Source organism: Thermodesulfobacteriota bacterium, assembly GCA_035559815.1.
Lineage (GTDB): Bacteria > Desulfobacterota_D > UBA1144 > Nemesobacterales > CSP1-2 > DATMAT01.
On the sequence record DATMAT010000023.1, the window covers coordinates 154,726 to 169,833 of the forward strand.

At 40.9% G+C, this 15,108-nt stretch carries 8 protein-coding genes; 7 read left to right on the forward strand and 1 reads right to left on the reverse strand.

The genetic code is table 11. The features are described 5' to 3' along the window. Nucleotides 1-30: 30 nt before the first annotated feature. Nucleotides 31-1,020 carry a TraU family protein gene (locus VNN20_06310; protein ID HWP91792.1) on the reverse strand — a complete coding sequence of 330 codons (990 nt, stop codon included), beginning with the start codon at nucleotides 1,018-1,020 and terminating at the stop codon, nucleotides 31-33. Nucleotides 1,021-1,211: 191 nt separating this feature from the next. On the opposite strand from VNN20_06310, the gene VNN20_06315 reads away from it, so the two are divergent. From VNN20_06315 to pglZ, 7 genes are all read left to right on the forward strand, one after another. After that, nucleotides 1,212-2,066, forward strand: a complete 855-nt coding sequence (locus VNN20_06315; GenBank protein HWP91793.1) for a DUF4365 domain-containing protein — start codon at nucleotides 1,212-1,214, stop codon at nucleotides 2,064-2,066. Nucleotides 2,067-2,292: 226 nt separating this feature from the next. After that, nucleotides 2,293-3,291, forward strand: a complete 999-nt coding sequence (locus VNN20_06320; protein ID HWP91794.1) for a hypothetical protein — start codon at nucleotides 2,293-2,295, stop codon at nucleotides 3,289-3,291. Nucleotides 3,292-3,931: 640 nt separating this feature from the next. Then, nucleotides 3,932-4,561: a DUF1819 family protein gene (locus VNN20_06325; GenBank protein ID HWP91795.1), complete on the forward strand. Its 630-nt coding sequence runs from the start codon at nucleotides 3,932-3,934 to the stop codon at nucleotides 4,559-4,561. Nucleotides 4,562-4,575: 14 nt separating this feature from the next. Beyond that, nucleotides 4,576-5,148, forward strand: a complete 573-nt coding sequence (locus VNN20_06330; GenBank protein ID HWP91796.1) for a DUF1788 domain-containing protein — start codon at nucleotides 4,576-4,578, stop codon at nucleotides 5,146-5,148. Nucleotides 5,149-5,179: 31 nt separating this feature from the next. Continuing rightward, the gene (gene brxC, locus VNN20_06335; GenBank protein ID HWP91797.1) at nucleotides 5,180-8,737 is read left to right on the forward strand and encodes a BREX system P-loop protein BrxC; all 3,558 of its coding nucleotides are present in this window, start codon (nucleotides 5,180-5,182) and stop codon (nucleotides 8,735-8,737) included. 29 nt (nucleotides 8,738-8,766) lie between these two features. Next, nucleotides 8,767-12,429 (forward strand): BREX-1 system adenine-specific DNA-methyltransferase PglX, encoded by a 3,663-nt coding sequence (gene pglX, locus VNN20_06340; GenBank protein ID HWP91798.1) that lies wholly within the window; start codon nucleotides 8,767-8,769, stop codon nucleotides 12,427-12,429. Nucleotides 12,430-12,470: 41 nt separating this feature from the next. Next, on the forward strand, nucleotides 12,471-15,098 hold the full coding sequence (gene pglZ, locus VNN20_06345) for a BREX-1 system phosphatase PglZ type A (protein ID HWP91799.1): 2,628 nt from the start codon (nucleotides 12,471-12,473) through the stop codon (nucleotides 15,096-15,098). The last annotated feature ends 10 nt before the right edge of the window (nucleotides 15,099-15,108 follow it).

A 15,108-nucleotide genomic window follows, 5' to 3' on the forward strand; every position in this document is an offset into this window, starting at 1 on the left:
GGCTAAAAACCAAGGACAAAAGACAAACGACTAAAGAACACAGCAGTCTTTTTTTCTCCATAGTACAAGTGTCCAATCCTCTCCGAGTCCGGGATACCAGTGGCCCGGCGCCCATCTAATTGTTATCCGTCCTAAAGGAAATACCCTCCCAGGGCCTGGATATGCAATCTGAAGCTTGTACTGCGATTTGACTATGATAGGAGCAGGAACGGAACTACACAGGGCCTCTTCTCCTACAGTCTTTCTCTCAAGCCCTAAACGGTGGTGCTTATCAATTACCCTTGTTGCAGTTAGTGTATACACGCCAGGCAGGTCTCCGGACTCGCTTACAGTCCCGGTTAAGGGATACATGCTCCCCCAGGAACCGGCACACCAGAAGAGCTCGTCTATGGGAAATCCAAAAGATGCGCTTACTGCATCCGCGGCACATACGGCCTGTGCTACCGGGTTTGCAAAAAGGGCGGCTTCGGGATTAATTAGAGCAGAGAGCTCATCGTTGTTCCATAGGGGATCGAACTCGCTCATATAGACAAGGCTGATGTTGCTGCCTGAAAAACAGGCAAAATCGGTGAATAGATTTAATATCGCAAACACGGGGTAAATGTAGTAGTGGACGTGAAGAAAGGAAGAAGATTCACCTCTATCTGCCGTGGAAGCATGGGCACCACGCTTTGCGAAAGAGGGCAGGGGAAGAGTAATTCCACCAAGAGAAGGAAAACACCCGGGACCCCTTACTACTTCAATTAGACGCCTTGGCTCCCAGAATGAGACCTTGATTCCTATTCTGGGGATGGGGCCGTCAAAGCAGATACAGAAAGGAGGAAAAGGGGATACGGTGTTTGTATCTTCCCCGATTGGAATTATTGGTATTCCGCCTATTTTTATGGGAAATACTCCTAGCCAGTCCACGTCGGTTAGCGGGTTAAAGATCCTTCCGCCACAGGTTGCTTCACCTCGTGAAGGTGAGGGAAGAATAAGACAGGTAATAAGAATCAGTAAAAGAGGGATTCTCCATTTCATGCAATTATTTATAAAAGGGGATCGGGCAGAAAGCTATAGGGGAAATACGGCAAGTTGAGGCAGGCTTTTTGCCGTATTTAGATTGAAATTCGGCAAGAAAATTACAAATTGCTAAATTTATAGAAGAAATGATAAAATCTCATGGTCTGCAATAGATCGCTATGTATTGAAATTATTGTGAATAATTTATCATGGGCAAGAAAGTACATAAGAATTTGATGAAGGGAAACTATGGCGAACACCTGGTTGCACATATTCTCAGTGAGTTTTGCTTTGTACGACCTGTAGTTGGACATACTGATATCGGAGTGGATTTGTATTGTGAATCGATAATTGATGGTATTCCTTTTCTACATTTTTGGGTTCAAGTAAAAAGTTCAGAAGATATTCCGAATGAAGAAAGGCAGGTTAAATTTAGATTCGATACTTCTAGTCTTGAGTATTGGGAAAAGCAACCCGTTCCGGTTTTATCCTTGTTAGTTCCGATTAAATGGCCACCCGAAAAAATTGCATTTATACATGTCGTTGATATCAGCTTCTCAATTCTTGAAAAAGGAATAAATAAGGGAAAGACACAGGTTTTAAAGTCACTACCTAACTATGCTCTTCCCATATCAGACTCTAAACAACTTTCAAGTAAACTTAATAAACTTCTGGTAGAGCATATGCCAATCACTATTTCTGCGATGTATGCAAGAGAGGGCTTTATTTACGCCGCACCTAAGCCGAAAGAAGAACATACAAAATATTATGCTGGTCATTTTCTTTCTAGGTATATTCATAAAATAGGAGAACGTACTAGACAAGCGGTAACTTTTGGAGAGCTTAAGAAAGACGAACATTATGAAGTTCACGAGGCACTTGGCTTACTTAATGAGGCTGAAGGAAAACTAACCAAGGCAAAATCTTGTTATCAAAGGGCGATCAAGTCTATAATGGGTGACCCTAAAATTAACTATAACCAGCCGCCTTGGTCTGAAGTTGTGGAGAGATTGCAAGAGCGCAAAAGAAAGTTGAATAATCCAATGCGGAAGAGTACCTTTTGAAGACTTCCATCCAGATTTTGACGGATTTAAAAGTGCCGGGTTGAACAATCTTGGTCTAGACAGTTACAGCATAGGCCAAAGTGAGAAGTTTCTAGCTATCCGGTCATTTGTTAATGAGAGTAGGTGAATTAGGCTGCTAGGAGAATATGAACCCGACCTTAAAGGATTTAAGCTATTTTATTCTTGGTATATATTAAGAAATAGCTAGGATTAAGGGAGACAAAATATGTTCAAAAAATTCCATAACATAATATCGTTATTATTGGTTGTATTCCCCCTAGTAGGATCTTCATTATTTATTACAAACGCCTACGCACAACAAAACAAAGAAGTACAAGATTTGGTCAAAACGATAGGAGATGTCAATAAACAAGTTGAAAATTTCGATATGGCTTTAGGTGAACTAGGGAAAAGAATAGAGATGATTGAAAAGAACCTTGAGGGTGATTTAACGGCGGATCAAAAGTTGAAACTTGCACAACAACTTGCTGATATATCCCAGAAGAATTTGGCTACTCCAACCTTATTACTCTCAGCGTTAGGAGTATTTTTAGTTATAGGTGGTTTTGTCTTACGTAGTATAACTCTGGACAAAGTAAAAGCATTAGAGAAGGAAATCCAAAACAAAAAAGCAATGATAGAAACAAAGCTTATTGAAATTAAATCCTCTCTTGATGAAGATATTAAACAAATCAGAGAAGTTTTAGAAGCAGAGGGAGAAAAACTTACGAAATTAAGAATGTCAAATCATTGGGGACTTGGTTTATTATACAACTATCTATCAGTGGATCTATTTAAAGAAGGTAATGTTTCAGAAGCTACAAGGTACGGAGAGTTGGGCTTAGAAAATCTTATAGAAGGGCGTGATTCACAAAAGGAAATAGCTGATAGAGTAATCGCTACTGCCAAGGCTAACCTGGCTTATTATTATGCCTACGCAGATAGAACTGAAATGAGAACTATCTGCAAGGATTGGCTAGATGAGGGATTGCCTATCTTTCGAAAGCTAGGCGAAATAGCATTTATAGAGACTTTTTTATTTGTTTACCAAAAATTTGGTACCGATATCGATGAGCTTAAAAAATGGTTACAAGTTTATGAAGATTATAAAGATAAAATCGCGACTTTTTCAGACATAGATGAAAGGACTAGGTCAAGTTACGAGAATCACTACAAGGAGATAAAAAAGAAAATAAGTTCTCCTTCCCCTAGCAATGGAGTCTAGATTTTTATATCAAAACTAAAATAACCTCGGGGGAGGTGGTGGTATGCCTTTAGGTGTGTATGCCCTGAACCACATGGATTTTAACCTCCTTTTAATTTTAAGACCCATTTTTAGAATAAGTTAATCATCATTAACAGATAATCAAATCTAACTTGCAAAAACTATGCCGTTAGTTTTATTTTTTGCGGCGTTCATAATATACTGAAAACATTGTGGATTTGTTATTCTCAAATTACTAACTGTATTCGATCTTACACATTTTGCTGTGTATTACAACACAATTGGTTAAGTTTTACGCTCTTTGTCATTTTTACTCTTTAATAACGCAATAAACACCTTAACATTTACAAATCAAATGTAAATAGGAAGTCGAGACCTATATTAAGTATAGCATAACCGAGTATCTAAGATAGTTAGATGCCACTTTCGAGCTCTAGGGTTCAGGCATCAGACATGAGCTTGACGCCAGCGTTCTCGATAGGCTTTTGCCTTTCTCAACTTTGGGTTTACGAAAATTGGGTCGCTGCCGACAAGGCAGTTATCCAAATTGTAAGCTGCGGGTGTTGTCAGGAAAGCAGGGGCTGACAAAAGTCATTCCATGTCCATTGACTAGACTATCAATTTTTGCTTTAATTGAGTAATGCTGGGGAGCAATACTATTCATTCTCTCAAACAAAAGAGGGTTTACAATGGCGAAATTGTGGCCGGGTCTCTGTTAATCCCTGAAAGCAGGAAAATCGCGCGATTACTCATGGGTAATGTTGATGATGAGAAATGGCATAGGGCTATCATGATTGACAATATTCTTCAAAAAAGAAGCCCATCGACGGCAAAGCGGGAAGCAGCTTTAATAAAAAATCGCCTGGGATTAATGAAGCCGGAGCTGTGGGAAATGATTGAAAAAGGCACATCAGAAATTAGCACACAGGCCGTCCTGGCATCTGCGATTAAGCACAGTAGATTGCTCGGGGATTTTATGGATAGGGTAGTTCGGCAACATTGGCAGACCTTCAACCATAAGATTTCCAACACTGATTGGGCAAATTTTTGGGAGATCTGTTCTCAAATAGACCCGGGGATTTTAGAATGGTCTGAGACGACTTATAGCAAGTTGAGACAAGTTGTCTTCAGAATTCTATTTGAGGCGAAGTACCTGGATGGTACGAGGACGCTAAAGCTCCAGCCTGTTACGATAGTTCCCGAGGTCAGAAGCTATTTGATCAAAAACTCAGAAAGCTATGTGCTCCGATGCATGGAAGTAACCCAATAAACCAGAGGCGTGAGATGAGTTCCTTAAAAAATCGTCTCAATCAAATCCTTCCTCGAATTACCTCGGATGAGTTTTTAAAAAGTAAAGGTTTGGGTAACGAGATCGCATTCTACATATTTGACTATCCCCCGGAAGAGGAAATGGAGGTTCGTAAACATATCCAATTTGTTCTCAATTACCTCAAGAAAAATAGGCCTGAATTGAAAGTTAAGCATATAAACCTTTTTTCGCTCTTGGTTGACTATTTAAAGTCCAGAAATCTTCTGGAACGAGCGCTCCAAATACAAAAAACAAAAGGCGATAAGGAATTATTAAAGGCTTTAAAACTCACGCTAGACGGGGATAAAATAGCACGAGTTTTCATCGATGCAGCCGAACCGCAAACCCAAGATTTGGTTATTATCTCAGGGGTTGGAAACGCTTGGCCGCTCATAAGGAGCCATAATTTACTTAACAATCTTCATTCTCATATGGGTAAAACTCCTCTTATAATGTTTTATCCCGGCATGTTTACCGGTAACGGCCTTCGCCTCTTCGGCAGGCTTAAAGAAAGCAATTATTATAGGGCTTTCAAGTTAGTTCCCTAATCAAAAAATTTTTTGAGGGAGGGACCCCCAGGTGCAAATTAAAGACATATTTGCGAAGGACATTTTAAGGCCCATTAACGGCGTCGTAATGGCTGACCAGCAGGATGAATTCGTAGTCTGGCAAGAGCTTGAAGAATACGTCGTTACTAAAGAACTGGATAATCATTTTAAGAAATTCTTCGAAGCTTACTTCCAGGGGTTTGATTCCCCGGTTGACCCGGAAGTAACCGGACGTATGGGTATTTGGGTATCTGGATTTTTCGGCTCCGGCAAGTCTCATTTTATTAAAATCCTGTCTTATCTGATATCGAATAGAGAGGTTAGAAATCCTAAGAATGGTCGCTCAAGAAAGGCTATTGATTTTTTCGAAAGTAAAATAAAGGACCCACTTTTTCTTGCAGATTTTAAGAAACTAGCTCGCAGTCCCGCCGATGTGATCTTATTTAACATAGACAGCAAGGCTGATGCCCGTGATGGAAGAGGAGCGGTTCTCAATACATTCTGGAGGGTTTTCAATGAAAAGCGAGGCTTCTCCCCGGGTTCGTTGCACCTCGCAGAGATCGAAGGGTATCTTGAAAAACAAAACAAGTATGAAGAGTTTAGAAAAGTCTTTAGAAGCACTTATGGCTCGGATTGGGAGAAAGAGAGGGACGCATACAGCTTACTTAAAGATGAGATTGTAGAAGCGTTATCCGAAGTGCTAGGTAAGGACAGGAAGTATGCAGAGGAATGGTTTGAGAAATCTGAACAGCAATTTGTCATAAGTCCAGAGAGATTTGCCAATCAGGTTAAAGAGTATCTCGATACAAAAGGGACTAAACATAGAATTATTTTTCTTGTTGACGAAGTAGGACAATTTATCGGAAATGATACCCACTTGATGCTAAACCTTCAGACGCTTGTCGAAGACCTGGGTCGAATTTGCCAGGGCAGAGCGCTGGTTGTAGTAACCTCTCAGGAAGATATTGACGCTGTAATCGGCCAGCTTAAGTCGGCCAAGGATCATGATTTCTCCAAAATACAGGGGAGGTTTAAAACGAGGATTTCTCTTTCCAGCTCCAATACCGATGAGGTTATTCAGATAAGGCTGCTTGAAAAGAAGGAAAAAGCCCGACAGGAGCTCCTCGATTTATACGCGGACAAGGGAGATATAATCAAGAATCAGCTTAGCTTTACTCAAGACACCCCAACTTTTAAAAATTACTCAGGCGGCGAAGACTTTGTAGCCAACTATCCCTTCACACCCTATCAGTTCCAGCTTGTTCAGAAGATTTTTGAATCCATCCGTAAGGCGGGGGCAACGGGACTACACCTAAGCCGTGGAGAAAGGTCCATGCTTGACGCCTTTCAAAGTGCAGCCAAGATTGTCTCGGGGCAGAATATCGGCTGCTTGGTTCCCCTTTATCACTTTTATCCCTGTATAGAGAGTTTCTTGGACACGAGCGTCAAGCGGAGCATTGAACAGGCCGGCGAAAACAGAGGATTGCAAAATCCGTTTGATGTCCAGATATTACAAACGCTCTTTCTAATCCGCTACGTTAACACCATGAAACCGACCATTGACAACCTGGTGACTCTCTCAATAAATGAGGTTGATACAGATCGCCTGTCCCTAAAGCGTAATATACAAGATTCATTGAATCGCTTGGAAAAAGAGAACCTTATAAGTAGGAATGGCGACCTTTATTATTTCCTGACTGATGAGGAAAGGGAGGTTTCCAGGGAAATAAAAAACGTTGAGATTTCCTCTTCGGAGGAAACAAAATTATTGGGTGAAGTTATTTTTGATGAGATTCTAAAAGGCAAAAACAAGCATCGTTATATTCCATACCGCAATGATTATGCTCTTAACCGTATTTGCGATTCACAGTTTCACGGCAGCAAAGCTGAAAACGAGTTATCGTTAGAGTTCATAACTCCGCTATTTGAAGAATACAGTGAGTATAATCAAGCTAAATGTATATTGCGCAGCTCCGAGTACAATGATCGAATATTAATTAAGATTCCAGACAACCAGGAACTAACACTTGAGGTTAGAAGGTATTTACAAACCGAGAAATTTATTAGACTGAGAAATGATGCTGCAGCTTCACAAACCTTAAAACAAATACTACGGGATAAAGCAGATGAAAACAGGCAGCGTAAGCTAAGGATAACAGCCTTGTTAGATGAACTTATACTTAATTCTGAATACTATGTCCTCGGACAAAGCCTGACAATCAAGGCAAACAAAAGCCAGAGCGCTATTGAAGAGGCTCTCGATTTTCTGATCAAGAATATATTTAGGAAATTCAGCTACCTCAAACTTCATGATAATCCACAAGCTGAGATCAAAGCTGTTCTTTATGCCGATGATTTGGCCCAACAACAGCTAAAGCTAGATGTTGGTGAAAATCCTACGGAGGATTTAAAAGAGGTTATGAGGTATATAGACCTCAAACTGGGAAGCAACCAGCCAGTATTACTGGATCAATTAGTTAACCATTTTAGCAAGAGGGATTACGGATGGCCGGAGTGGGAGACTGTATTGATTGCAGCGAAATTATTCATGGCCGGGAGCATTCAATTCGTCACAACGGAGGGAGAGAACCTATCACCAAAGGACGCATTAAGTCCTCTTACTAAGACCCATCAATGGAAAACAGTCAGAATCTTCAAGCGCAAGAAAAGAGGGGAGGAGGAAATAAAGAAGGCTCGCGATCTGGGAAAAGAACTCTTTGGCACAATAGGGCCTGACGGGCAAGACCAGCTCGCACAGTTTCTTAAGGAGCAGCTTGCCTCTTGGAGAAGAGACTTGGAAAGGTTTCAGCCTATAGCAAATACCGGTAAGTATCCGGGGCGAAACGAAATTAGAGAGTGTTTAGATTTAACAGAGAAGCTGCACGATATTTACGATTCCTACGAGTTCATTGGCTCATTTAACGAGAAGAAGAACGAACTCTTGAAAGCCCATGATGATATTCATGATATAAAGGGTTTCTATACCAATCAGATTAAAGCCTGGGATTTAATGCAGGAGGCCCTCCATCAATACGACCAGAACATAACCTCTCTTGAAAAAGATCCCGAAGCAGCCCAGTCTCTTAGCAAGCTTCGACAAATCTTTGAATCTCCGAAACCTTATGGGGAGATAAAAAACGTAACGGGTCTGATTGCTAAGGTTAAAGAGGTTAATGATTCAATTGTTGAGAGGGAGCGTAAATCTGCACTGACTAAGGTTGAAGAAAAGATCAATCAATTAAACAAGGTATTGAACGAAAAAAAGGCTGATACGGATTTAAGGAACAGGACACTCTATCCTATTCAGGAAATTAAAAGAAAAATAGGGAGTGAAACAAGCGTTCCCAAAATCTCTTATCTCTCGGGAGATGAATTAACCGAATGTTTCCATAAGGCCCTAGAAGATATCGAGATTGCACTGCAGAAGAATGAAGACCAACCCATCAAGCAGGTAAAAACGTTGAAACCAGCTTCCTTATTCACTAAAACCTACATTGAGACTCAGGATGATGTAGAGGAATACCTTGATAATTTAAGGAAAGAATTGATGGATGCCATTAAGAATAACAAAAGGGTAAGACTTGTATAATCATAAATCCAATCTGACAGTATCAGAAAATGAACACCTCCAAGATCAAAGCGTATGCCCCAAGAGCTAGAAGGGATTTTATACAAGCGGTAACAGACAAAGCCAATATTCTAGGCCTATCTGCTAAAGATATCCTCCCAGAAGAAGTAAAGGGAGATATCGCCGTTATAGGAGGAAGGCCTTTCCCCAAAAGCGTAGAGCAACTCAGGCAGAAGATAATACACCGAATAGAGGTGGAGGGATTTAATCAAGTAATGGAGTCAGTAGCCTATACCTGGTTTAACCGGTTTATGGCATTAAGGTACCTGGAGCTCCACGACTACCTAGATCACGGTTATAGAGTGTTAAGCAACAGGTCTGGGTCAGAAACCCCTGAGATTCTTGAGAAGGCCGCAGAGGTTAATCTGCCCGGGCTTGATAAGGAGAAGGTGATAGAGCTGCGCCTGGCAGGGAACAAGGATAACGAGCTTTACCAGATGCTAATAGTAGCCCAGTGCAATGCCTTGCACCGTGCTATGCCATTTCTCTTTGAGCCGATAAACCATGAGACGGAGCTGCTAATACCAGAGAATCTCCTCCATTCAAGTTCGCCAATCCGTAAGATGGTGAATGAGATAGACGAGGAGGATTGGAAAGAGGTAGAGATTATAGGATGGATTTACCAGTTCTATATATCTGAGAGGAAAGACGAATTGATGAAGGCAAAGAAGCCTTACAAGGCGGATGAGATCCCGGCGGTAACCCAGCTATTTACCCCTAACTGGATAGTGAAGTATCTTGTTCAGAACAGCTTGGGGAGGCAGTGGCTAGCTACATATCCCGATTCACCTCTCAGGGAGAAGATGGAGTATTACATAGAGCCAGCCGAGCAGGAGCCTGAGGTAAAGAGACAGCTTGAGGAGATAACGCCAAAGGAATTAAACCCTGAGGAGATAACAGTATTAGATCCAGCCTGCGGGTCCGGGCATATACTGGTAGAGGCATACAACATATTCAAAGAGATTTATCTGGAGAGGGGTTACAGGCTAAGGGATATACCGAGGATTATCTTGGAGAAGAATCTGTATGGATTGGATATTGATGACAGGGCAGCACAACTTGCCGGGTTCGCGCTTTTAATGAAGGCGAGGGCGGACGATAGGAACATTCTGGGTAATGGTGACCCACCGCGTATAAATGTAATGGCGATAGCGGGGAGCGAGGGGATAGATGCGGAGAGGATAGCAAACGCCTTAATCCATGACAAGAGCCGACCTTTAGTATCCGACAGCGATCTATTTCCTGAAACGAAGAGTCAGAAAGTATTGACTGCAAAAGAGAAAACCGAAGTAAGCAAAAGAGACATAATAGACCTAATAGAGCTATTTAAACTGGGCAAAACATTAGGATCACTCATAACGGTTCCCGAAAAGACAGAGAACAATCTTAGAAAAATACAACCTTTATTAAAGGAAAAACTAGAGAGTAGAGACTTATTTACACAAGAGGCCGCAAAAACATTACAACCATTTATTCAACAAGCTATTAGTTTATCCAAGAAATACGATTGTGTTATGACTAATCCTCCTTACATGGGAAATAAGTATTTCAACAAAATATTAAAACAAGAAATGATAAGTAATTTTAAGGAAGGAAAAAATGATTTGTGTGGTTGTTTTATAATAAGGAGTTTAACTTTCACAAAGACCTTCGGTTCAATATCGATGATAACAATACCGAATTGGTTATTTATCTCTGGTTTCGAAGATTTAAGAAAAATGGTAATAGAGAAATGCTTTATAGATAGTTTAATTCACATTGGAAGAGGAGTTTGGGGGGCAGATTTTGGAAGCTGTTCATATACACTGAGGAATTATAGATTGAAAGAATACAAGGGGACATTTAGGAAGCTATTTAACAAACTAAGTATAGTTTCCAACAATGATCTTCTGAGAGAAAAATATTTTAGGGCCGAAAATTATTTAGCTAGTACTGCTGATTTTCAAAAGATCCCTGGCTACAAGATATCTTATTGGATGGATAAAAAGACAATAAATATTTTCGATAACTCGAACCTGTTATTTGAAGTTGCAGGTATTAAACAAGGTCTTGCAACAGGTGATAACACAAGATTTCTGAGGTTTTGGTATGAAGTTGCTTCCGAAAAGATTGGATTTAACATACCGAATCAGTCTGAAGCAAGCATATTTGACAAAAAATGGTTTCCCTACAACAAGGGAGGAGGTTATAGAAAATGGTACGGAAATTTTGAATTTGTGGTAGATTGGGCTGATGATGGATATGAAATTAGAAATTTATTCGATAAAGATGGGAAGATACTTTCACGTCCGCAGAACAGAGAATACTATTTTAAAAGGTCCATATCGTGGTCCAAGGTTACGATAGGACAAATTTCGTTCAGATTTATCCCACAAGGATTCATTTTTGATGTTGCAGGCTGTTCAATATTCCCAAATGAAGATTTAGATTTTTATAAGATTCTTGGTCAGTTGAACAGTAAGGTTATCAATATATTTCTATCTGATATATCAGGTAGTGTAAATTACGAAGTTGGTGATATTTCAAATGTGCCGTTCGATAGAGATTTAATCTCAAGCAATGGGAAAATTGTTTTTATTGCTAATGAGGCAATAGAGATCGCCAAATTGGATTGGGACTCGTTTGAAACGTCCTGGGATTTTCGGACTTTACCTTGGGCTGGTGGTAAGTTAAAAGGAAAGAGTGCTCGTGAATCCTTTGAAAACTGGAAAAGGTATTCAATTGAGCAAACGAGAAGGATGAAGGAACTGGAAGAGGAAAATAACCGTATCTTTATCGAGGTCTACGGTCTTCAGGAAGAGTTGACACCGGAAGTGCCTGAAGAACAAATTACGCTTGCGGTTAATCCAAAATACCGCTATGGAAACAATTATAGCGAAGAAGAACTCTGGCAACGGTTCAGGGAGGATTCCGTTAAGGAATTAATCTCCTATGCTATTGGCTGCATGATGGGTAGGTATAGTCTGGATGAGCCCGGATTAGTTTATGCTTATAGTGGGAATGAAGGTTTTGATCCGTCGAGATATAAGACTTTTCCTGTAGATGCTGACGGAATCATTCCAATAATGGACGAGGAGTGGTTTTCTGATGATGCTGCTAACCGTTTTGTTGAATTCTTAAAAGCGGTCTGGTCTCCCGAAACGATTAAAGAAAATCTCGACTTTGTTGCTGAGAGTCTAGGGCAGAAAAAAGAAGAGTCGTCTCTCGAAACTATACGTAGATATTTAAACAATGAATTCTTCAAAGATCACCTCAGAACTTACAAAAAGCGTCCGATATACTGGCTTTTCTCAAGCGGGAAATATAAGGCCTTTGAGTGCCTTGTTTACCTACATCGCTATAACGAAGCGACATTATCCCGGATGAGGAGTGAGTATGTAACGCCGCTTCAGGGGAAATTAAATGCGAGGATTGAGTATCTTGAGAACGAGAAAGAGTCTGCAAAATCGGCCTCAGCTCAGAAGAAGTTACAGAGGGAGATTGACCTGTTAAGGAAGAAGCAGGCAGAACTCTCAGCGTTTGACGATGAGCTAAGGCATTATGCCGATATGAGGATAAACCTGGACCTGGATGATGGGGTGAAGGTTAACTATGCGAAGTTCGGGAATCTATTAGCTGAGGTTAAAACGGTAACCGGGGATAAGGGAGATTAGAATGCTATTCTTCTTATAACATATATTAAGTGAATTGGTTCATGGATATAAAGCAAGTAAAAGATAGCTTGAATAAAATCTTCAAAGAAAAGGATACGAGAATAGTCTTCTGGTATGACACTGAGAGGGAGTTCGAGGAAGTAATTCCTTCCCTTGAGCTTGACGGTATCGGACTAATCCGGCTTGACGAAACTTCTCCACTTGAGGTCAAAATAAAGCTTGAGCTTGAGGACAAAGAGGGGAAGTATATTGTTTATTCTCCATCTCCGGAACCTGATCCTGAGGAGGATTGGCTCCTGGATATTCGGCTTTACAGCTATACCTTCCATGCGGATAGGGCTTCTCTTCTTCTTAACGAACTGGGTCTAAAGAATCAGACAATGCGTTCCTATTTAAAGGAAAGGCATAGTTTTTTCCGAAGCCAGGACAGGCTAAAGAAGCTTCAAAAATGGGTTACCCCTGACGACACAGAGGATGATATTGACCTTAAAATGCTTGCAGTTCTTGCCAGGTCAGATCACCCTGACTTCTTTTCAAGTTTGATGAAGCTCTTTGATAGCTTTTGCTCAGATGGGGATTTTAATCCACATGATGATTCTAAGATATGGGAAGATATCGAAAAGCACGGACTGGTACAGTCCTTCTGGAAAATTGCTGAAAGGACGTTTGGCCATGTAAATGACTCTCCCGCTATTCAGGACTTTATCATAAGGCTTATTGTCGCCGATCTTGCCAATAGTTTGAAAACCAACTTCCCCAGCAGCCTTAAACACTTTCTCTTAGAAAACGAGTCACAGCGTTTAAACGCCTCGGTTTTTCTTTCACAATGGCGTACAAATCTAGACCATTATCAGAGCTACAAGATAATATCCAATTATTATTCGAAGGAACTCAGGGTTGAAGATTTAATCAGGGACCTTGAGGTGGATGATTTACTCGACGTGATGACGTTTGAAGCAGTAGAGCAAAAGATCATAAAGGATTTAAGAGACAAGATCGTTGACCTTAACCTCGGTATTTATTCCGATGAATTTAAAGAAATAATTAGGAAAAGGCTTGATGGGCAATGGGCCGGAAAAGTACTGGGAGTCACGGAAGGGACTAATCTCTATCGAAGCACATACCAGGCTCTAGAGACCGCTATCGGCCTATTGGGGTTAAGGAATAAATGCGATCCCGGATTTAGTTACCCCTCGGCTGAAGCAATGTTTCGGAGCTACACAAACGAGCTTTATCTCTTTGACCAATTTTATAGAAAATTCCATGAATATGCAGATAAGGTCGAGCTGGGCGGCTGGGATATCTTAAAGAAACTGGATGACGCTGTAGAAGATTGCTACAACGATTGGTTCATTTCCCATTTGGCTCTCACCTGGGGAAGTTTTATAGAAAAAGGAAGTGAGAGGGGGTTAATAAAGGAGTGGTCGCTCCCTGGTATAAAGAATCAATACAATTTCTACGAATTCTATGTTGAAAACGTCATAAAGACGACCTCCAGGAATAGAATTTTCGTGATTATAAGTGATGGTCTCAGATATGAGGCGGCGGAAGAGCTAACCCGCCTAATAAACGGAAGGTACAGGTTTAGAGCAAAGATTGATGCGATGCTGGGTGTACTGCCGAGCTATACTGGGCTGGGAATGGCCGTTCTATTACCGCATAAGACTTTAACCTATAAAGATAAAAATTCACCTGAAATTCTCGTGGATGGTCTTCCATCCAGCACACTAGAGCAGAGGAGTAAAATCCTGGCTAGGGTTAAGGGAACTACCATTAAAGCCGAGGACCTGTTTTCGATGAACAAGGATGAAGGAAGGGAATTCGTCAAGCCTCACCAGATTATTTACATCTATCATAATAAAATCGACGCCATCGGAGACAAAGCTTCATCGGAGTCAAATACATTTAATGCCGTGAGTGAAACCGTCGAATATCTAATTAGTTTGACCAGTTTTATAATAAACAGTCTCAATGGCAGTTATGTGATCATAACTGCAGATCATGGGTTTCTCTATATGAACAGGACACCCAGGTCTATAGATAAAAGCGTCCTGGACAGGCAGCCGCCTGAGACATTGCTTTCTAACAACAGGTACATACTAGGGAGAAGCCTGGGAAAATCCACCAAGGTTTGGAAAGGAAGCACGAAGGTTACTTCCGGGACGGATGATGATATGGAATTCTGGCTTCCCAAGGGAGCGAACAGGTTTAATTTTTTTGGAGGGGCCAGATATTTCCATGGTGGAGCCATGTTGCAGGAGATTGTAGTACCGGTGGTTACTGTAGAGGAGATTGAAGGTAAAGAAGCTGAGAAAACAGAGGTTAGGAAAGTAGGCGTCTCACTCCTTGGCACTCGAAAGAAATTAGTAACCAACATACACCGCTTTGAATTCATCCAGACTGATCCGGTATCTGAAAGAGTCAAACCGAGGACTCTACAGATCTCGATCCGAGATGGCGAGGAATTGATAAGCAACGAGGAAACTGTTACTTTTGATAGCATCTCTTCATCAATGGATGAGAGGAAAAAATCGGTAAAGCTGATTCTTAAGGCAGGCAGATTTGACAGCAAAAAAGAGTATTATTTGGTCTTAAGGGATGCCGAGACAAAAATCGAATATGATCGCATCCCGGTATTTATCGATTTGGCTATTAGCAAGGAATTCTAGGCTTGAGTAA